The following is an 18,978-nucleotide window of genomic DNA, read 5'->3' on the forward strand; positions in this document are numbered from 1 at the left end:
GACCGTTGGCTGCCCAAACAAAGTCGAACGATAGGGTTGGGCTGCACCGACACCCGCACCGCACGACGTCAACAACCGAGAACACCACCGGGAGGCAGCCGGGATGAGCCCGTTCAAGCGACGCAAAACCCGCGCCACCCGCAAGGCCGAGGCCCGCGCGATCAAGGCGAAGGCGAAGCTGGAGGCCCGCCTGGACGCCAAGAACGAGGCCCGCCGCATCAAGGCCGCGCACCGCGCCGAGACCAGAGCCCTGAAGGCTCAGCTGAAAGCGCAGCGCGACAGCGACAGGGCCGCACTCAAGGTCGCCGAGACGCAGTTGAAGGCCGCACGTGAAGGCAAGTTGTTCTCCCCCACGCGGATTCGCCGGATGCTCACCGTGACCCGACTGCTCGCCCCCATCGTGGTTCCGCTCGCGTACCGCGCCGCCATCACCGCACGCGGCTACGTCGATCAACGCCGCGCCGACCGCCTCGGCGTTCCGCTCAGCCAGATCGGCCAATTCAACGGCCACGGCGCCCAGCTGTCGGCTCGCATCGCCGGCGCCGAGCAGTCGTTGCGTCTGGTCGCCGAGAAGAAGCCGAAGGACGCCGAGACCAAGCGGTTCGTCGCCGCGATCACCGAGCGCCTCGGTGAGCTGTCGGCAGCGGTCGCCGCCGCCGAACACATGCCGACGCCGCGCCGCCGGTCGGCCCACGCTGCCATCGAACGTCAGCTCGACGGGATCGACGCAGACCTGATGGCCCGGCTCGGCGTGAGCTGAGGCCGTGATGTCGTCGATGTCATCGATCACCCGGGCCATCCTTCGCGCCCGGGCGAAACCCGCCGCGGCTTGCCTGGTCCTGACGCTCTGGCTGGCCGCAGCTGCGCTGGCGGGGGCCGGCACCGCGTCCGCGCACGCCACCCGCATCGCCACGGACCCGGCGGAGAACGCCGAACTGGCCCAGGGCCCGGCGAGGGTGTCCGCGACATTCAGTGAAGCGCTGCAGGCTCAGTTCGCGGCGATGACCGTCGTGGGCCCGGACGGCAACCTGTGGTCGACCGGCGAACCGCAGGTCGACGGGGCCGTTCTCAGCGTGGGAGTGCGCCCGCTCGGGCCGTCCGGTAACTACACGGTGAACTACCGCGTGACGTCTGCCGATGGGCACGTGATCAACGGGTCGTGGTCGTTCCGGTTGACGGTAGCGGGACCAGGGGCGCCGGGCCCATCGGCGGCCACTCCGGCCGACTCCCCCGACGAAGCGATTCCCGTGTGGCCGTTCTATGTGGGCGCCGTCGTCATCGTCGGTGCAGGCATCGTGTGGGCGGTGCGGCGGCGCACGTGACGCGTCGAAGCGCGGTGGCCGCCGGAACGCTGGTCGCCGTTGCCGCGGCGGTCCTGGCCTGGGCGCTGGCTTATCCGCAGGCGTCGCTGAGTGCGACCGCGGTGCGCGTTCTCGCCGACTGCGCCGGAGTCGTCACGCTGGGTTTGACCGTGTTGCCGATGCTCGACGGCGAGCGCCACCGCGGCGAGCTGCTGGCCAAGGCGACGCGCCCGCTCGCCGTCGCCTCGGCGGTGTGGCTACTTGCCGAGCTGACCCGGATGCTCGGGGCGGCCGCGCAGGCCGCCGCGATTCCGGTCAGCAGGCTGGGGGTGCAGACAACGGTCGACTTCCTGACCGCGACGGCTGCCGGGCGAACGGGCGTGCTGGCCGCAGCGGCCGCGGCGGTCGTATGTGGCACGGCCCTGGTCGTGCGGCGATCCGCGTCGTCGAACGTCGTGATGACCGGCGTCGCGGCGGTCGGGATCGCCGCACGCCAACTCACCGGACACTTCGCCGAGAGCCCGCTGGGTGGTGTTGCGGTGACGGTGCACACGCTGGCCGCCGCGCTGTGGTGCGGCGCGCTGGCGGCGCTGCTGCTCACCGTCGAGCACCGCGGGCAGTGGGCCCGGATGCTGCCGCGCTTCTCGCAGTTGTCGTTGGTATGCGTGCTGGTGCTGCTGATCGGCGGGACAGTGGGGGCCGCGGTTCGGATGGCCTCACCGGTCGAGCTGTACGCCACCGGGTACGGACGGCTGTTGTCGGCCAAGATCGCGACGACCGTCGTACTCGTCGTCCTCGGCTGGCGCAACCGCACGATGTGGTTGCCCGCCGCGCGGACCCATCGAGCCTCCGCGGTGGTGTCACGAACCCGGGCGCGGGTCGAGACCACGCTGATGATCATCGCCCTGGCGCTGGCCGCCGGACTGGCCGTCGCGGGTTAGCGCCACACCCGACCTGGCATGATGGGATCGACCCACTGCCGGTTCCCATGCTCGGCCGGCCTGGCGGAGACACGACACTGCAAAGGAGCAGCCCGATGGCAGACCAGCAGGGCCGACCCGACGAACAGCCGCAAGGCTCACCACCGGCGGATGAGTCGACCCCGCAGCCCGCTGCCGCGGAGTCGGCGGGCACCTCCGCGGACCCACTCATCCCTCCGGCGCCGGCGCAGAAGACGCCTGCCAAGAAAGCCCCGGCGAAGAAGGCCGCCAAGAAGACACCGGCCAAGAAGGCCGCGAAGAAAGCGGCACCGGCGAAGAAAGCCGTGAAGAAAGCACCGGCCAAGAAGGCGCCGGCGAAGAAAGCACCCGCGCCCGAGCCGGCCGGCACCGCAACCAACCTGGAATCGGCCGCGAAAGTTACTGCCGCCCAAGCGAAGTCGACGGTAGCCAGCGCCAGTAACCCGGTGTCCGGACCGGCGCCGGTGCCGTTGATCGGCCCCGAACCGTCGCGGCTGCCGGTTGCCGCGGCGATCGCGGCGGGTGTGCTGGCGATCCTGGTCGTGCTGCTGATCCGCCGCGGTAGCGGCGACGACTGACCGAGGACTTGACCCTCACGCGGCGTCAGGGTCGATAGTGGCGCTATGGACGCCAAAACGGTCGGCGCGGTAGCCGCCCTCACCGGAGTCTCGGTGCGCACCCTGCACCACTACGACCACATCGGCCTGGTGGTGCCGAGCGTGCGCACGTCGGCGGGCTACCGCGGCTACACCGACGCCGACATCGAACGGCTGCACGTGGTGCTGGTGTACCGATCGGTCGGACTGCCCCTCGAGGAGATCCGCGCCCTGCTCGACGGGGACGCGGATGTGCTCGACCACCTCCAGCGACAACACCGACTGTTACTGGAGCAGGCCGACCGTCTGCAACACACGATCAAGGCAGTGGAGGAACTGATGAGCGCACACCGCAGCGGAATTCAACTGACCGCCGAGGAACAGGTGGAGATCTTCGGCACCACGGCGCATAGCCAGGAGTACGCGGCCGAAGCCGAAGAGCGCTGGGGCGACACCGACGCGTGGAAGCAGTCGCAGCAGCGAGCTTCGCAGTTCACCAAGCAGGACTGGATCGACATCAAGGCCGAAGGCGACGCGCTGCTGCAGGCGCTGGCCGAGGCCAAGCGCAGCGGCGTGACGCCGGGTACGGCGCAGGCCGATGCGCTCGCCGAGCGGCACCGGTTGTCGATCGAACGGTTCTACGACTGCGACCACGAGATGCAGGTCTGCCTGGCGCAGATGTATGTGGCCGACGAACGGTTCACCCGGTATTACGACGACGTCGAACCCGGCCTGTCGCAGTTCCTGCACGACATCATCGTGGCGAGGTCCGATCGCTAGCATCGAGCGGTGAGCATCGACCCCCGCCCCACCGCTGACCTTGTCGACGACATCGGCCCCGACGTCCGCAGCTGCGATCTGCAGCTGCGGCAGTTCGGCGGGCGGTCGGAGTTCGCCGGACCCGTCACCACGATCAAGTGCTTCCAGGACAACGCGCTGCTGAAATCGGTGTTGTCGGAGCCCGGCAACGGCGGCGTGCTGGTGATCGACGGCGACGGGTCGCTGCACTCGGCGCTCGTCGGCGACGTCATCGCCGGCCTCGGCGTCGACAACGGGTGGGCCGGCCTCGTCATCAACGGCGCGGTCCGCGACTCGGCGACCCTGCGCACCCTCGACATCGGTATCAAGGCGCTCGGGACGAACCCGCGCAAGAGCAGCAAAACCGGTGCGGGCGAACGGGATCAGCCCGTCGAGTTCGGCGGTGTGGTGTTCGAGCCCGGCCACATCCTCTACAGCGACGACGACGGCATCGTCGTGGTCGCTCCCTGACCGGCTGCCAGCGCGGGCCCCAACGGTACGTAGAAGATGATGCAGTCGTCGCTCGTGACAGAGGCGGTATCCCACTCGCGCTCGCCGGGACTCGCTACTTAGGGCTCGCCGGGTCTCGCTACTTAGGGATTGTTGCAGCGCGCTATCACATGGCTCCGACATCTTGGTCGCTGTATGCCGCCGACGCCCTGGATTATCCCCAAGCGGCGATCGATCCACAGATCGCTCCCGGGGTTCTTCGAGGCATCCGGTTTGGTGTGTGTGTTCGATAGCGTTGCGGTATGGGCGAATTCATCACCGGGGCGGCGGCGCGGAAACAGTTTTCCGCGCTGCTGGACCAGGTCGATGACGCCCACGCCCGGATGCGTGAACTGTCCTCCGATGAAGTGGGCACCGAGTTTCGGATCGAGATGGCCGAACGCCTCGAGTCGCAGGAGCGCAGCAACCGGGGGTTGATGTATCGGGTGTTCGGTCAGATCGCCGACCCGCCCGACGAGCCCGCGATGGCGCTCACGGCGGTGGATCGTCTGTGGGCGCGGCTGCGCATCCCACCTAACGAGATCAAGCGCCGGATGAAGGTCGCCGCGCGGCTAACCCCGCGCCGCCAGATCAGTGGCCCGCCACTGCCGGCTGAACTGGCACAGGTGACCGCAGCAGTGTCTGACGGGGCGATCGGCGAAGACCATCTCAAGGCGATCACCAAAGCGATGGCCAAGCTGCCCTCATGCGTGTCGGCCGCGGAGCGCGACGAGGTCGAAGCAAGCCTGGTGCGTGAGGCGATCAAGAGTGACGCCGAGATCGTCACGGCGGCAGCCAAGATGATCGATGCGATCTTCAACCCCGATGGCGACTACGACGAGAAGGATCGCGAGCGCCGCCGCGGCGTCACGCTGGGTCCTCAAGGGCGCGACGGCATGTCGCGGCTTCACGGCTGGATCGACCCGGAGACCCGCTGCTATGTGGAGGCCGCCACCTCTGCGACGCGGCCGGGCCGCCACCTGCCCGACGGCACGACGGCTGACGCCAAGGACGACCGCAGCATGGCCCAGCGCTGCCACGACGGCCTCAAACTGGGCCTCAAGGCCGGAATCGCCTCAGGTGAGCTGGGTCAGCATCGCGGGCACGCGGTGACGGTGATCGCACGCACGACCCTCGCCGAACTCAACCGGGCCGCTCACGCGGTGATCGACCCCGCTGTCCCGATGCCCGCGCCGGCGCACACCGGCGGTAACACCGCCTTGCCGATGCGTGACTTGATCCGCATGGCCGGCGATGCCATCCACTATCTGGCGGTGTTCGACGATCACAGCGACCGCCCGCTCTACCTCGGCCGCCAGAAGCGGGTGGCCACCGCAGATCAGCGCATCATCTGCTACGCCCGCGACGGCGGCTGCACCCGGCCCAACTGCACCGCACCGGGCTATCACAGCGAGGTGCACCACAGCCCCGGCTGGGCCATGGGTGGGCCAACCGACGCCGATCACCTGTTCTTCGCCTGCGGGCCCGACCACAAACTCGTGACCGACGGCCACTACGCGACGACGATCACCGAGACTGGACGGCTGGCCTGGACCAACGGCGCCTCACCGCCACAGGTCAACCGCATTCATGATCCGGAGGAACTCCTCCGCAGCGACCCGGACCCGCCGAACTTCGGGTAGCGGGCGACTAGGCCGAAGCCGTCACCGGAGCGAGGTGCTTGCTGAACTTCAGCGCCTCGTCGTCGACCCGGCCGCGCCGGATCAACCGCAGATCCAGCAGGTAGTTCTGCTTCAAGCGCCACGGCGCGACGTGTCCGGCCTTGGGCAGATAGTCCAGTGCACGCAGCACATAGCCCGGGGTGAAATCCATCAGCGGGCGCTCGTCGACACTGTTGCCCGGATGCTGCGGCTCGACGGTGTCAAAGCCCTTGGCGTCCATGTAGTTCAGCACCCGGCAGAAGAACTCGGACACCAGATCGGCCTTCAACGTCCACGACGCGTTGGTGTAGCCGATGGTGAACGCCATGTTCGGCATGTGGGTGAGCATCATGCCCTTGTAGGCCATCGTGTCGTGCAGATCGATCGGCTCACCGTTGCGCATGATCGTGGCGCCGCCGAACAGCTGCAGGTTCAAACCCGTTGCGGTGATGACGATGTCGGCGCTCAGCTCCTCGCCGGAGGCGAGCTTGATACCCGTCTTGGTGAACCGCTCGATGGTGTCGGTGACGACGTCGGCCTTGCCATGGCGGATTGTCTTGAACAGGTCACCGTTGGGCGCCAGGCACAGCCGCTCGTCCCACGGGTTGTACTTGGGGCCGAAGTGCTTCTGCACGTCGTAGCCTTCGGGCAGCCGTCGCTGCGCCATGGTCATCAGCGTCTTGCGCATGAAGTTCGGGAACCGCCGCGAGATGTTGTACTGCGCCGACTGGAACAGGATGCTCTTCCAGCGGTTCAACACATAGGCGGGCTTCTCGGGCAGCGTCTTGTTGGTCCGGACGGTGAACGGATCCACGTCGGGCAGCGCGCCGATGTAGGTCGGCGAACGCTGCAACATCGTCACATGGCCGGCACCCGAATTCGCCAGCGCGGGAATCAGCGTGACCGCGGTCGCGCCGCTGCCGATCACGACGATCTTCTTGCCCTCGTAGTCCAGGTCCTCGGGCCAGTGCTGAGGGTGGATGATCGTGCCCTCGAAGTCGTCGCGGCCGACGAACTCCGGCGTGTAGCCCTCGTCGTAGTTGTAGTAGCCGCTCGCGGCGAACAGGAACGAAGCCGTGATCTCGGCTTCCGCGCCGTCACGTTCGACGCGCACCGTCCACCGGTTGTCAGCGTCGGACCAGTCCGCGCTGACCACCTTGTGGCCGTATCGAATTCGCTTGTCGATGCCGGACTCGGCCACCGTCTCCTTGAGGTAGGCCATGATCGACGGCCCGTCGGCGATCGCCTTCTCCGACGTCCACGGCTTGAACCGGAAGCCGAGCGTGAACATGTCGGAGTCCGACCGGATACCGGGGTACTTGAACAGGTCCCAGGTGCCGCCGAGGTTGTCGCGGCGCTCCAGGATCGCGTAGCTCTTGCCCGGGCAGCGATCTTGCAGATGCCAGGCGGCGCTGATGCCGGAGATGCCGGCTCCGACGATGACGACGTCGAGGTGTTCGCTCATGGTACGGCAGCGTATCAACGGTGCGTCGAGTCAGTCAACAGTGTGTTGAGAAACTCAACACCGTGTAAAGTAGGCGCACGTGACCACTGTCAGCCAGCCGCGCGGTTCACGGGCCCGGCGCACCTCACGGCCGTCGGGCGACGATCGTGAACAGGCAATTCTCTCGACGCTCGAGGAGCTGCTCGAGGTCCGGTCGCTGGCCGACATCTCGGTCGACGATCTCGCCAAGGGTGCCGGAATCTCACGTCCGACCTTCTACTTCTACTTCCCGTCCAAGGACGCCGTACTGCTCGCGCTCGTCGAGCAGGTGATCAACGAGGCCGACCGCAACGCCGACGCCGCGATGGGCGGTTTGGACACCGCCGTCGACCCGGCCGGCGTGTGGAAAGCCATCAACGCCTTGTTCAGCACTTTCGGCTCCCATCGCGCGGTGACGCTCGCGGGTGCGACGGCGCGGCCGACGAACGCCCAGGTGCGCACGCTGTGGTCGCGGTTCATGCAGAAGTGGATCGATCACACCACCGCGTCGATCGCAAGCGAGCGTGCCCGCGGCGCAGCGCCGGAGACCATCCCCGCGCATGACCTCGCCACGTCGCTGAACTTGATGAACGAGCGCACGATGCTCGCGGCCTTCGCCGCTGAGCAGCCCGCCGTCGACGCGGCACAACTGGTCGACACGCTGGCCCACATCTGGGTCACCAGCATCTACGGCAAGACGCCGCAGTAGTCACACCGCGATGCGAACATATGTTCGTGTCCAAAGGTCGGTTGACGCGGTCTGAAGCGTCGATCCTGCACGCCGACCTGGATTCGTTCTATGCGTCGGTCGAGCAGCGCGACGAACCCGCGCTGCGTGGACGGCCGGTGATCGTCGGCGGCGGTGTCGTGCTGGCGGCCAGCTATGAGGCCAAGGCATACGGCGTGCGTACCGCGATGGGTGGTCGGGAAGCGCGTCGCCTCTGCCCCCACGCGATCGTCGTGCCACCGCGCATGTCGGCGTATTCGGAGGCCAGCCACGCGGTCTTCGAGGTCTTCCACGACACCACGCCCGTCGTCGAACCGCTGTCGGTCGACGAGGCGTTCCTCGACGTCTCCGGCCTGTGGCGGGTGTCGGGCACGCCGGTCGAGATCGGCGCCCGGTTGCGTGCGCAGGTGCGCGACCAGGTGGGTCTTCCCATCACGGTCGGCATCGCGCGCACCAAGTTCCTGGCCAAGGTCGCCAGCCAGGAGGCCAAGCCCGACGGCCTGCTTCTCGTGCCGCCCGACCGGGAACTGGCCTTCCTGCACCCGTTGCCGGTGCGGCGGCTGTGGGGCGTCGGCGCGAAGACGGCCGAGAAACTCCGCGCCCACGGGATCGAGACGGTGGCCGACGTCGCCGAGTTGAGCGAATCCACGCTCGGATCGTTGGTCGGCGGCGCGATGGGCAGCCGGCTGTTCGCCTTGTCCCGCAACATCGACCGGCGCCGGGTCGTCACCGGGGTGCGCCGACGCTCGGTCGGCGCGCAACGGGCGCTTGGCCGGCGCGGGAACACGATGTCGACCGCGGAGGTCGACGCCGTGGTCGTCAACCTGATCGACCGCATCACCCGCCGGATGCGCAAGGCCGGTCGGACCGGACGCACGGTGGTGTTGCGGTTGCGGTTCGACGACTTCAGTCGCGCCACCCGCTCACACACGATGCCCCGGGCGACGGCGTCGACGGAGGTGATCCTTCAGGCGGCGCGCAGCCTCGTCACCGCGGCGGCTCCGCTGATCGCCGCGCGGGGTCTCACGCTGGTCGGTTTTGCGGTGTCCAACATCGACCGGGACGGCGCGCAGCAACTCGAGTTGCCGTTCGAGGAGGTCCAGGACACCACCGCCGTGGACGAGGCGGTCGACCAGGTGCGCCGGCGGTACGGCAACGCCGCCGTCACAAGAGGCGTGTTGCTGGGCCGTGACCCCGACCTCGAGATGCCCCTGCTACCGGACTGAGCCGGGGCCCGTGTGGGGCTCAGCGTCCTTGGACGGGCACCCGGACGGAATTCTGAAGTGTGTCGATGAATGCGTCCGAGTTCTTGCTCCCGACAAAGCCGGCGACCGCGTCGTAGAGCGCTTCCTGGAACTCGGAGCTCATCAGCTCGCCGTGGGTGATCGACAACAGAATCTTGTCGTGCCACAACGATTCCGACGCCTGCCGCTGGTAGGCCGGCAGCGATGCCACGTCGACGTCGTTGCGTATCGGGATCGACCCCTTCACCTTGTTGAACTCCAACGAGACCTGCGGATCAGCCACCGTCTCGAGGAACTTCAGCGCATTCACCCCGTCACTCGCCTGCGCCGACACCACGAACGTGTCGACGATCGCCAGATACGCCCCCGCTGTTCCTGGATACGGCACATAGCCGAAGTCGGTGCCTTCGACGACCTTGGCGGCCACCAACTCCCCGTAGACGGAATCATTCATCGACAAGTACCCGCACTGCCCGGCCGCCAGTTTCCGCGCCGCCTCATCCCAGGTCAGCGCGCCGGCGGCGGGATCGGCTCGGGAGACGATCTGCCCGAACCGCGTAAGCGCCTGTCGCAGTTGGGGTCCGCGCCAGTCAAAGGAATCATCGCTGATCCGGGACCAGCCGTCGGTGCCGACGACCGCGAGCAGGGTGTTCTCGAACAGCTCGGTTGCGGCGAACCGATCCTTGCCGCCCAGACACAACGCCGTTGTCCCGCTGGCCGCCACCTTGGCCAGATCGCTGCTGAACGCCTCCGGCGTATAGCCGGGGCCAGGCATCGCGACACCGGCCTCGCGCAGCACATTGCGGTTGAACCACAACACATTTCCGCGATGCGCCCCAGTGGGCACACCCCATGCTTTGACGCGATGGGTCGCCGCATCGAGCAGGGCCGGCGCCATGGTGGCATCCAGGCCGGTGCGCTCGTACACGTCGGACACGTCGGCGATGCGACCGGCGTCGGCCCAGGCGCGCATGGAGCGGCCGATGAATGTCTGCCATACATCGGGAGGGTCGCCGGCGCGGAGCCGCTCGGCCAGCGCTATCTGGACGTTGCTGCCGCCGCCACCGGCGATGGCGCCGCCGAGGACCTCGACGTCCGGATTGTCGGCCTTGAAGGCGTTGACCAACACCTCCAATGCGGGTCGCTCCGATGGCGACACCCACCACGACATGATTTCGAGCCGATCGGTCGGCTCGGTGAAGTTGCCCCCGCTGCCGCCACCGGCGCACGCCGCGAGAAGCACTGCCAGCGCCAGGATCCAGTATCGCTTCATGCTGCTCGCTCTCTCACCGGGTGCGGTGCCGCCCTGAGATCGAAGACGGCGAAGCTCGCCACCACGGCGAAGCAGACCGCCGGCACCACGAACGAGATCGCCGGGCTCGTCTGATCCAGCAGGTACCCCTGAACCAGCGGCATGATCGCCCCGCCGACGATGGCCATGACCAATCCGGCGGCACCGAACTTCGTTGCCGGACCGAGCCCCTGCAGGGCCACCCCGTAGATCGTCGGAAACATCAGCGACAGACAGAACGACAACGCGACGACGGCGGCAACGCCGGCCACATTCGGCGAGAACATCGCGAAAACACACAGCAGGACTGCCAATACCGCCAGCACGGAGAGGACTTTCGTCGCGCGGATCCGTCCGATCACCCACGTCATCACGAACCGGGAGATCAGGAACACGATCAGGCTCGCCTGCAGCAGGTAGCCACCCAACTGCAGCGACCCGCTCAACGCCTGTTGCGAATACTGGATGATGTATGTCCATGTGCAGACCTGGGCCGCAACATTGAAAAACTGTGCCACCACGCCGAATACGTAGCGCCGGTTGGACAGCAGGATGCGCAAGGGCGATTGGCCCGCGAGGTCACCCGATTCGTATTCTTCGACGATCGGCGGGGACTTCTTGATCGCGATCACCAATCCGATGGCGATCAACACGAATCCCAGACCCAGGTAGGGTCCCATCACTGCGCCGAGCTGACCGGCGCGGACGGCGCGTTCTTCGGCAGGCGTCAGGGTGGCCATATTCACCGGTTCGTCCAAGTGGGGGAGAATGAACACCGCGGCCAGCAGCACACCGATATTGGTGCCCAACGGATTGAACGCCTGAGCGAAGTTGAGGCGCCGGGTCGCGGTTTCTTCGGGTCCCAGCGACATGACGTACGGATTGGCCGAGGTTTCCAGGATCGAACAGCCCGCGGCGATTGCGAACAGGGCGATCAAAAACGCTTCGTAGGTCATGATCTTGCTCGCCGGATAGAACGCAATCGATCCCGCCGCGGCCAGCAGCACACCAGTGAGCAGACCGGTTTTGTAGCCGAACCGCCGATTGATCAACGCCGCCGGGATCGCCAGCAGAAAGTACGCGCCGAAGTAGGCCAACTGCACCAGGGAGGCCTGGAAGGTGCTCATATCGAAAATCCGCTTGAAACCCGCCACCATCGGTGTGGTCAGGTCGGCGGCCACGCCCCATGCGGTGAAACAACAGATGAGTACGCCGAACAGCAACCACATCTTCGGATAGACCAAGGCGGGCTTCGTCGTGGCCGCTGGCGCGTCAGCCGGTTGGTCGGCATGCTCAGTGGTCGCCATCTCGACACCTCTCGCCAATGAGGATGTCATCCGAACGCTAGCTGGCTCCTGCCCCCGACGGGATGATTTCCGGTATCCCGTTGTGGCAGGACCGAATCGCGCTCAGGATTCGGTCCACGCCAACAGATCGTCGGCCGGCCAAGTGTTGACTATCCGTTCGACGGGTATTTCGGCATCGAGCGCACGCTGGGCTCCGTAGGCGAGGAACTCCAGCTGCCCGGGGGCATGCGAATCGGTGTCGATCGAGAACAGGCAGCCGATGTCCAGGGCGAGGTTGAGCAGCCGCGTCGGCGGATCGCGGCGTTCGGGCCGCGAGTTGATCTCGACGGCGGTGCCGTTGTCCCGACAGGCGGTGAACACCTTCTCGGCGTCGAATTTCGACTCGGGCCGCATGCCGCGGCCGCCGGTGACCAGCCGGCCGGTGCAATGGCCCAGCACGTCCGTGTGCGGATTGGCGACCGCCTTGAGCATGCGCCGCGTCATCGACGGAGCGTCCATCGACAACTTCGAGTGCACGCTGGCCACCACGACGTCGAGGCGTTCGAGCAGTTCGTCCTCCTGATCGAGTGAGCCGTCCTCGAGTATGTCGACCTCGATGCCGGTGAGGATCCGCATGGGCGCCACCGTTTCACGCAACTGGTCGATGACGTCGAGTTGCCGGCGCAGCCGCTCAGGTGACAGACCGTTGGCGATCCGCAGGCGTGGCGAATGATCGGTCAGCGCACAGTACTCGTGTCCCAGATCCCTTGCTGCGAGCATCATCTCCTCGATCGGGGCGGACCCGTCGGACCAGTTGGAGTGCACGTGCAGATCACCGCGCAGCGCGGCGCGGACATCGCCGCCGCCCAGATCGGCGGCGCTGGAGCGGAGTTCGGTCAACACATCCGGCTCGCGTCCGGCCCACGCCTGTGCGATCACCTTCGCTGTCTTGGGGCCGATGCCGGGCAGCGACTGCCAGCTGTTCGCGGTGCCGTGGCGGTCGCGTTCGGTGTCGGAGAGCGCTTCGACGACGTCGGCGGCGTTGCGGTAGGCCATCACCCGGCGCGGGTCTTCGCGCGCGCGGTCCTTGTAGTAGGCGATCTGCCGGAGGGCGACGACGGGATCCATGACTCCAGTGTGCACAGGCCTAGTTGACGCGTTCGACGATCGCCTGGGAGATCTCGGACGCGACTCGTTCGGCGTCGGGTAAGGCCACCACCGATACGTCGACCACGACCGCCGACTTGACGAGGGAGACCGTCACGAAACCATCGTTGACCAGGACCACTTTGTCGCGACTTGGCTGCGAAATCATCCCGCCGAGGTGAGGAAGGTTCAGCTCGACACATTTCTTCATCGCCGCGACACGACGATCGAACGTTTCTCGCGCGGCGGAGTCGTCCGGGTAGACGACCACGTTCTGCACGACAGTGGCCATCACGGGCACGATCAAGGGAGTGGCACCGTCCCCAGTCGCGCCGGGGTTTCTTGGTCGGCGACCACCGGTAGGCAGATCCGCAGAGTCCGCGACGGACCGGAAGCTGGTCCAGTTCGCGCCGAAAGCAGTGCGCTGATCCGCCATTTCGCGACACGGACCCTCCGGCGTGTAGTCATCCGCGACTGGTTGGTCGGTGTCTACCTCGCGTGAGAACTTATCGAGCCCGCTGATCTCCTTTACCTGTTCCAGACTCAGCGGCAGACGCTCGACAATGGCCTCACCATCGGGTTCGGTGTGACTTTGACAAGCGAGTCCGGACAGCATGACAAGGCATCCCAGGACGATCACTCTTGGAATCAAGCCGGCATAGCCTTCCCGATAGTGGGTTTGGCGGAAATGAGACCACTCGGTACCGCCGTCCCCTGAGGAACCTGCGCCAGTCGTCCGCCGTCGCACCTCAGGACGGTTGCACCCATCGCGGGTCGCGTCCCGTCAGCGCGACGATACGGTCGACAACCGGCGCATCGTCGGCGACCGGCACCGCCGGGCCGAACAGGCCCTCCACCGGGTCATCGGCGGCGATCTGGGTGACGTGCGGCAGCACGGCGGCGGCGGTTTCCTCATCGACGTCATACGGCTGCCCGCTGGCCCGCGCGACATCCCAGCCGTGGATCACCACTTCGGTCAGTGCGACGATGCCGGCCGCCTCACCGGGAAAGTCGAAGCCGCCCGCGCGCGTCATACCCTCCCAGGCCGCCGGCTCTGAAAATGCCCGCGCGAGTTCGGCGAGCCGATCCGGATAAGACGCACGCCAGTCGCCATCCAGCGGCTGTGCGGCTTCGGTGGGCGACGTGTCCGTCAGCGGCCCGAACTCCTTGCGGGCCGCCGCGGTGAACGCCAGCGAAAGCCCACCAACGTGGGCGATCAGCGCGTCCAGCCGCATCTTCTGGCACGGCGTGGGAGCCGTCAGTTGGTCGTCGGCCACGTTTCGAAGGACGTCGGCTGTGCGTCGACAGGCTGCGGTCAGGTCAATCATGCCCATACCGACCCGCGAGGCCGCCGCAACTCATCGGTCGGTCACCGGATGGATCGCCCCGTGCACCAGGCCCCGGACTTCGCCGTGGGCGGCCCCACCCGTCAGGAACAGCATTTCGTCGCCGGCCTCCAGCACGTCGTCGGGCTGAGGCAACACGATCCCGCTGTCGCGGATGATGATCGCCAGCGCAGTGTTCTCCAGCAACGGCAGGTCGCGCATCCGGCTCCCGACCAGCGAATCGCCCTCGGGGAGCGTCAGTTTGGCCAAACTCACCTGGCCGTGGCGCAGCTGCATCAAGCGCACGACGTGGCCGATGTCGATGGCGCCCTCGATCGCCGCGACCAGCGCGCTCGGCGCGGAGACCGCGACGTCGACGCCCCACGCCTCGGTGAACAGCCACTCGTTGCGCAGGTCGTTGACCCTGGCCACCACGCGGGCGACGCCGAATTCCGTCTTGGCCAACAGCGACGCCGCGAGGTTCACTTTGTCGTCGCCGGTGGCTGCAATTACCACGTCGCAGATCTGCAGTCCGGATTCCTCGAGCGAGGTCAACTCGCAGGCATCGGCCAGTAGCCATTCGGCGTCGGGAACCGTCTGCGGTTCGTAATGGCGTACGTCGTGCTCGATGAGCAGAACCTTGTGGCCGTAGTCGAGCAGTTCCTGGGCGACGGAGCGGCCGACGGCCCCGGCGCCGGCGATGCCGACGCGCATCATCGGCCGCTGTTCGGCACGACGCGAAGCGTCGGGGGACTGCCTGCGAAGCCGCAACATCACCCCATATTGACCCATGATGTGGGCTTTCCGCGCAGCTACCGGGTAGGACCGCCGCGCCACCGACCGTGGTAGGTGTTTTACTGCACCCACCACCCACGCCTTTCCCGGACGGGGATGAAATGACCCTGGAGCAGCTGTATCTGATGCTGCTGCTCGCTGGGGTGGTGCTGCTGGCGAGCATCATCGCCACCCGAGCGGCCACCCGTGTCGGCTTGCCCAGCCTGCTGCTGTTCCTCGGCGTAGGCGTCATCGTGGGCGAGGACGGGTTGGGCCTGGACTTCGACAACTATCTGCTCGCCGACCACCTCGGCACGGTGGCCCTGGCCGTCATCCTCATCGAGGGTGGTCTGACGACACGCTTCTCCGACGTCCGGCGGGTGCTGGCACCTGCGGGGATACTCGCCACCGTCGGCGTCGCGGTCAGCATGCTGGTGACTGCGGCCGGCGCTCACCTGCTACTGGGCATCGACTGGCAGTTGGCGCTGCTGCTCGGAGCCGTCGTCTCCGTCACCGACGCGGCTGCCGTGTTCTCCGTGCTGCGCGTGGTGCCCCTGCCGCGCCGGGTCGCGGGACTGCTCGAAGCCGAGTCGGGATTCAACGATGCCCCCGCCGTCATCCTCGTGCTGATGTTCAGCGTGGCGCCGCTGGAGTTGTCGCCCGTGCATGCGCTCGTCGAACTGGTCTACGAGTTGGTCGTCGGCGCGGCCATCGGATTGGGCGTCGGGTATCTGGGGTCGATCGCGCTGCGCCGCATCGCTCTTCCGGCCTCCGGCCTGTATCCGCTCGCCACATTCGGGCTCGGCATGGTCGCGTTCGCTGCCGGAGGCTCCGCGCACGCCAGCGGATTCCTCGCCGCCTACCTGTCCGCCGTTGTGCTCGCCAATTCCGGCCTGCCGCACCGCTCGGCGACCCGGTCGTTCGCCGAAGGCCTCGGCTGGCTCGCCCAGATCGGCCTGTTCGTCCTCCTCGGGCTGCTCGTCGACCCCAGCGACCTGACGGTGGAGGTGATACCCGGCATCGTGACCGGCTTGGTGTTGCTGCTCGTCGCCAGACCGCTGTCGGTCGTCGTCTCGCTGATCTGGTTTCGCATCCCTTGGCGTGAACAGATTTTCGTATCCTGGGCGGGATTGCGCGGTGCGGTCCCGATCGTGCTGGCGACGTTTCCGATCGTGGGCGGCGTGCCCGACAGCGTGCGCGTGCTCAACATCGTGTTCATCCTCGTGGTGGTGTTCACCTTGGTGCAGGGCCCGAGTTTGCGCCCGCTGGCAAGCAGATTGGGCCTGATCCCGAAGGACGCGACCCGCGAGATTCAGGTGGAGTCGGCTCCCCTCGACGTCCTGGACGCCGAACTGCTGACGATGACGGTTCAGGCGCCGTCGCGGCTGCACAACGTCACCGTGTTGGAACTGCGACTGCCCGACCCGAGCGTCATCACCCTGATCATCCGCAACGGGCGCACCTTCGTTCCGCAGCCCGACACCCGCATCGCGATCGGTGACGAACTGCTCATCGTCACCACCACCAAGACCCGCGCGGTGGCCGAACGCCGGCTGCGGGCGGTGAGTCGGCGAGGCAAGCTCGCGTTCTGGTTCGACGAGTACGGCGAAGCGGACTGAGCCGCTCGCCACTAGGCTCGGCTCGGTGAGATTCGCTTTCAAGACGTCCCCGCAGAACACCACCTGGGCCGACATGCTGGCCGTCTGGCGGACGGCCGACGACATCGAGGTTTTCGAGTCCGGATGGACGTTCGACCACTTCTATCCGATCTTCTCCGACTCCACAGGGCCCTGCCTGGAGGGTTGGATCACGCTGACCGCGCTGGCGCAGGCGACCGAGCGGCTCCGAGTTGGCGTGCTGGTCACCGGCATTCACTACCGCCATCCGGCCGTGCTCGCGAACATGGCTTCGGCGTTGGACATCGTGTCCGACGGCCGCCTCGAGCTTGGCATCGGCGCGGGCTGGAACGAGGAGGAGTCGGGCGCATACGGCATCGAGCTGGGGTCCATCAAGGAACGGTTCGACCGCTTCGAGGAGGCCTGCGAAATCCTCACGAACCTGCTCAGCGAGGAGACGACGTCGTTCGACGGCAAGTTCTATCAACTCAAGGACGCCCGCAACGAGCCGAAGGGCCCGCAGCGTCCCCATCCGCCGATCTGCATCGGTGGCAGCGGCGAGAAGCGCACGCTGAGGATCACCGCCAAGTACGCCCAGCATTGGAACTTCGTCGGCGGACCGCCCGAGGAGTTCGCCCGCAAACGCGATGTTCTGGCCTCCCACTGCGCCGACATCGGCCGGGATCCCCAGGAGATCATGCTGTCGGCGCATGTTCGGCTGGACGCCGACCGCAACTACGGCAAGGTTCTCGAGGAGGCCGCGGCCCTGGGTCAGGAAGGACTGGACCTGGCGATCATCTATCTGCCGCCGCCGTATGACCCCGCGGTGCTCGAACCGCTCGCCGACGCGATCACCGCATCGGGCTTACGCGGATAGCACGCTTTCCTTACGGTCACGAAGATATAACGATTTGGCAAACGCGGAGTACTTGCCGTACCCGGCGCGGGGAAGTCGGGCGGACGCGTTCGCTAGACGCCGTAGAGACGAAGTTCGTCAGCGGTGATCAGACGTTCTGCCTTGGCCGGGAATTCGCGGCTCTTCAGGGGATGACGTAGCAGTGACCAGGCGATTCGGCTCACCCGTGACCGGGATAGCGGGTTGACATACACGGAACTGACTCCTGTGTCGAAACCGATAGCTGACCGGGGGCTCACATTACCGCAGTGCCCTCATGAAGTCATTAGACCCCCGTGCACCGGCAAACTATGCAAGGCGCGCCGATAAATAATCGGATGTTTTTAGAGTGACAGAAGTGAATAAGGAGCTCCAGGACTTCCGCTACTCGCGCCCGTTTGTGCGGTTTCCGACGCGACACGCCGGCAAAGCGTCGCCATGTTCACAATCGCGCCTGCTGGACGCTGCTGGACGAGGCTGCGCGCTGCTGCACGCTGCTGCACGCCGCGGACGCTGCCGCTGCGCCGCGCCACGGGTTCACGGCTTGAGGAACACGTCGTCCAGCGTGACTGTGCGTAGCCGTCGGGCGCGGATGATCTCGACCAGGCGGCCATACACCTCGGTGACGGGCGCGTGGTTGAGGTGGCCGATCACGATCGCCTGCGCGGTGAAATGCCGGTCAGCCATCTTGACGACTTCGTCGGCAGGGATCCACACGTGGTCCTCCAACGAGCCCGACCACGACGTGTCGACGGTGTAGCCGAGTTCGGCCGAGACCTTGTCGACGTGCGGGTTGTGTGCTCCATAGGGCGGCCGGAAGTAGGGCCGCGCATCGACTCCGTATGTCTTCCAAAGGAACTCATGGTTGCGTCGGAACTGCTCCGCAACGTCGGCCAGCGGCAGCTTGGTGAGGTCAGGATGCGACCAGGTGTGGTTGGCCAACTGGATCCGGCCGTTGTCGACCATCGGCCGCAGCAGATCGAGGTGATCGGTCCAGGACCGATAGACGCCGTTGACGAAGTACGTCAGCCGGACCCCGGTGTCCTTGGCGAACTGGGTGTAGGCCCGGACGACGTCGCTGTCGACACCATCGTCGACGGTCAGCGCCAACAGATCGCCGTCTCCGGGCAGGCTGCTCAGCACCCCGCCGCCCGGCAGGGCGATCCGCGACGACTTCGGTGGCGGCGGCAACAGGCCGGCCGGCGGTGGCTGCGACGCGGCCGCACCCGCCACGCGCGGTGGTTCGCCGGTGGCACAGCGGCTCAGACCGACGGCGCCGACCGTGGCGATGGACAACGCCGCGATGAAGTTGCGCCGGTTGAGCTGCAACCCGGCGCGGGCAGATCCGTAGCGGCCGATCACCGCCCCTACTGTCCCGCGAGCACAC

The 18,978-nt window shown here is 66.8% G+C and carries 19 protein-coding genes; 11 read left to right on the forward strand and 8 right to left on the reverse strand.

What is annotated here, in order from left to right; genetic code table 11:
• The first annotated feature begins 103 nt into the window (after positions 1-103).
• The 7 genes from AU187_RS00915 to AU187_RS00945 all read left to right on the forward strand — a co-directional run bounded on the left by AU187_RS00915 (position 104) and on the right by AU187_RS00945 (position 5,786).
• Complete coding sequence (locus AU187_RS00915; protein ID WP_059100678.1) at positions 104-760, forward strand: DUF6474 family protein; 657 nt, start codon at positions 104-106, stop codon at positions 758-760.
• A 16-nt stretch (positions 761-776) separates the two neighbouring features.
• Positions 777-1,322, forward strand: coding sequence for a copper resistance CopC family protein (locus AU187_RS00920; RefSeq protein ID WP_059100794.1), 546 nt, complete (start codon positions 777-779; stop codon positions 1,320-1,322).
• Positions 1,319-2,242: a CopD family protein gene (locus AU187_RS00925; protein WP_059100793.1), complete on the forward strand. Its 924-nt coding sequence runs from the start codon at positions 1,319-1,321 to the stop codon at positions 2,240-2,242. The genes AU187_RS00920 and AU187_RS00925 overlap by 4 nt, the downstream gene beginning before the upstream one ends.
• A 95-nt stretch (positions 2,243-2,337) precedes the next feature.
• Positions 2,338-2,838, forward strand: coding sequence for a hypothetical protein (locus AU187_RS00930; protein ID WP_059100792.1), 501 nt, complete (start codon positions 2,338-2,340; stop codon positions 2,836-2,838).
• Positions 2,839-2,883: 45 nt separating this feature from the next.
• The gene (locus tag AU187_RS00935; RefSeq protein ID WP_059100677.1) at positions 2,884-3,636 is read left to right on the forward strand and encodes a MerR family transcriptional regulator; all 753 of its coding nucleotides are present in this window, start codon (positions 2,884-2,886) and stop codon (positions 3,634-3,636) included.
• Positions 3,637-3,645: 9 nt separating this feature from the next.
• Positions 3,646-4,125, forward strand: a complete 480-nt coding sequence (rraA, locus tag AU187_RS00940) for a ribonuclease E activity regulator RraA (RefSeq protein WP_059100676.1) — start codon at positions 3,646-3,648, stop codon at positions 4,123-4,125.
• Between the two features lie 281 nt (positions 4,126-4,406).
• Positions 4,407-5,786 (forward strand): 13E12 repeat family protein, encoded by a 1,380-nt coding sequence (locus AU187_RS00945; protein ID WP_059100675.1) that lies wholly within the window; start codon positions 4,407-4,409, stop codon positions 5,784-5,786.
• Positions 5,787-5,793: 7 nt separating this feature from the next.
• Here the strand turns inward: AU187_RS00945 and AU187_RS00950 are convergent, their stop codons facing one another.
• Complete coding sequence (locus AU187_RS00950; RefSeq protein WP_059100674.1) at positions 5,794-7,269, reverse strand: flavin-containing monooxygenase; 1,476 nt, start codon at positions 7,267-7,269, stop codon at positions 5,794-5,796.
• 79 nt (positions 7,270-7,348) lie between these two features.
• Here AU187_RS00950 and AU187_RS00955 point away from each other — a divergent pair, with 79 nt between their 5' ends.
• The gene (locus tag AU187_RS00955) at positions 7,349-7,996 is read left to right on the forward strand and encodes a TetR/AcrR family transcriptional regulator (RefSeq protein WP_059100673.1); all 648 of its coding nucleotides are present in this window, start codon (positions 7,349-7,351) and stop codon (positions 7,994-7,996) included.
• 20 nt (positions 7,997-8,016) lie between these two features.
• Positions 8,017-9,240 carry a DNA polymerase IV gene (dinB, locus tag AU187_RS00960; RefSeq protein WP_059100672.1) on the forward strand — a complete coding sequence of 408 codons (1,224 nt, stop codon included), beginning with the start codon at positions 8,017-8,019 and terminating at the stop codon, positions 9,238-9,240.
• Between the two features lie 19 nt (positions 9,241-9,259).
• Here the strand turns inward: dinB and AU187_RS00965 are convergent, their stop codons facing one another.
• The 6 genes from AU187_RS00965 to AU187_RS00990 all read right to left on the reverse strand — a co-directional run bounded on the left by AU187_RS00965 (position 9,260) and on the right by AU187_RS00990 (position 15,020).
• A complete protein-coding gene (locus tag AU187_RS00965; RefSeq protein WP_059100671.1) occupies positions 9,260-10,531 on the reverse strand; it encodes an ABC transporter substrate-binding protein in 1,272 nt (423 codons plus the stop codon).
• Positions 10,528-11,856: an L-fucose:H+ symporter permease gene (gene fucP, locus AU187_RS00970; protein WP_059100670.1), complete on the reverse strand. Its 1,329-nt coding sequence runs from the start codon at positions 11,854-11,856 to the stop codon at positions 10,528-10,530. Before fucP ends, AU187_RS00965 begins: the two co-directional genes overlap by 4 nt.
• 102 nt (positions 11,857-11,958) lie before the next feature.
• Entirely contained in the window at positions 11,959-12,963 is a 1,005-nt protein-coding gene (locus tag AU187_RS00975; protein ID WP_059100669.1) for a PHP domain-containing protein, read from the reverse strand.
• Between the two features lie 19 nt (positions 12,964-12,982).
• Complete coding sequence (locus AU187_RS00980; RefSeq protein WP_156425360.1) at positions 12,983-13,621, reverse strand: sensor domain-containing protein; 639 nt, start codon at positions 13,619-13,621, stop codon at positions 12,983-12,985.
• Between the two features lie 109 nt (positions 13,622-13,730).
• The gene (locus AU187_RS00985; RefSeq protein ID WP_059100791.1) at positions 13,731-14,309 is read right to left on the reverse strand and encodes a TIGR03086 family metal-binding protein; all 579 of its coding nucleotides are present in this window, start codon (positions 14,307-14,309) and stop codon (positions 13,731-13,733) included.
• A 30-nt stretch (positions 14,310-14,339) separates the two neighbouring features.
• Positions 14,340-15,020 (reverse strand): potassium channel family protein, encoded by a 681-nt coding sequence (locus AU187_RS00990; protein WP_059100790.1) that lies wholly within the window; start codon positions 15,018-15,020, stop codon positions 14,340-14,342.
• A 182-nt stretch (positions 15,021-15,202) separates the two neighbouring features.
• On the opposite strand from AU187_RS00990, the gene AU187_RS00995 reads away from it, so the two are divergent.
• Together AU187_RS00995 and AU187_RS01000 are read left to right on the forward strand one after the other, a co-directional pair.
• A complete protein-coding gene (locus AU187_RS00995) occupies positions 15,203-16,699 on the forward strand; it encodes a potassium/proton antiporter (protein ID WP_059100667.1) in 1,497 nt (498 codons plus the stop codon).
• Between the two features lie 25 nt (positions 16,700-16,724).
• The gene (locus tag AU187_RS01000; protein WP_059100666.1) at positions 16,725-17,573 is read left to right on the forward strand and encodes an LLM class F420-dependent oxidoreductase; all 849 of its coding nucleotides are present in this window, start codon (positions 16,725-16,727) and stop codon (positions 17,571-17,573) included.
• A 555-nt stretch (positions 17,574-18,128) separates the two neighbouring features.
• Here the strand turns inward: AU187_RS01000 and AU187_RS01005 are convergent.
• Positions 18,129-18,953, reverse strand: coding sequence for a polysaccharide deacetylase family protein (locus AU187_RS01005; RefSeq protein WP_082683695.1), 825 nt, complete (start codon positions 18,951-18,953; stop codon positions 18,129-18,131).
• Positions 18,954-18,978: the final 25 nt, after the last annotated feature.

It is taken from the genome of Mycobacterium sp. IS-1556 (assembly GCF_001499985.1).
Taxonomy (GTDB): domain Bacteria; phylum Actinomycetota; class Actinomycetes; order Mycobacteriales; family Mycobacteriaceae; genus Mycobacterium.

Bases quoted from the DNA above. Each gene is read 5' to 3' on its own strand.
- AU187_RS00975 (WP_059100669.1), bottom strand. From the start codon at position 12,963: ATGGATCCCGTCGTCGCCCTCCGGCAGATCGCCTACTACAAGGACCGC.
- AU187_RS00950 (WP_059100674.1), bottom strand. From the start codon at position 7,269: ATGAGCGAACACCTCGACGTCGTCATCGTCGGAGCCGGCATCTCCGGC.
- AU187_RS00995 (WP_059100667.1), top strand. From the start codon at position 15,203: ATGACCCTGGAGCAGCTGTATCTGATGCTGCTGCTCGCTGGGGTGGTG.
- AU187_RS00945 (WP_059100675.1), top strand. From the start codon at position 4,407: ATGGGCGAATTCATCACCGGGGCGGCGGCGCGGAAACAGTTTTCCGCG.
- dinB (WP_059100672.1), top strand. From the start codon at position 8,017: ATGTTCGTGTCCAAAGGTCGGTTGACGCGGTCTGAAGCGTCGATCCTG.
- AU187_RS00935 (WP_059100677.1), top strand. From the start codon at position 2,884: ATGGACGCCAAAACGGTCGGCGCGGTAGCCGCCCTCACCGGAGTCTCG.
- AU187_RS00965 (WP_059100671.1), bottom strand. From the start codon at position 10,531: ATGAAGCGATACTGGATCCTGGCGCTGGCAGTGCTTCTCGCGGCGTGC.
- AU187_RS00915 (WP_059100678.1), top strand. From the start codon at position 104: ATGAGCCCGTTCAAGCGACGCAAAACCCGCGCCACCCGCAAGGCCGAG.
- AU187_RS00920 (WP_059100794.1), top strand. From the start codon at position 777: ATGTCATCGATCACCCGGGCCATCCTTCGCGCCCGGGCGAAACCCGCC.
- fucP (WP_059100670.1), bottom strand. From the start codon at position 11,856: ATGGCGACCACTGAGCATGCCGACCAACCGGCTGACGCGCCAGCGGCC.
- AU187_RS00985 (WP_059100791.1), bottom strand. From the start codon at position 14,309: ATGATTGACCTGACCGCAGCCTGTCGACGCACAGCCGACGTCCTTCGA.
- AU187_RS00930 (WP_059100792.1), top strand. From the start codon at position 2,338: ATGGCAGACCAGCAGGGCCGACCCGACGAACAGCCGCAAGGCTCACCA.
- AU187_RS00990 (WP_059100790.1), bottom strand. From the start codon at position 15,020: ATGCGCGTCGGCATCGCCGGCGCCGGGGCCGTCGGCCGCTCCGTCGCC.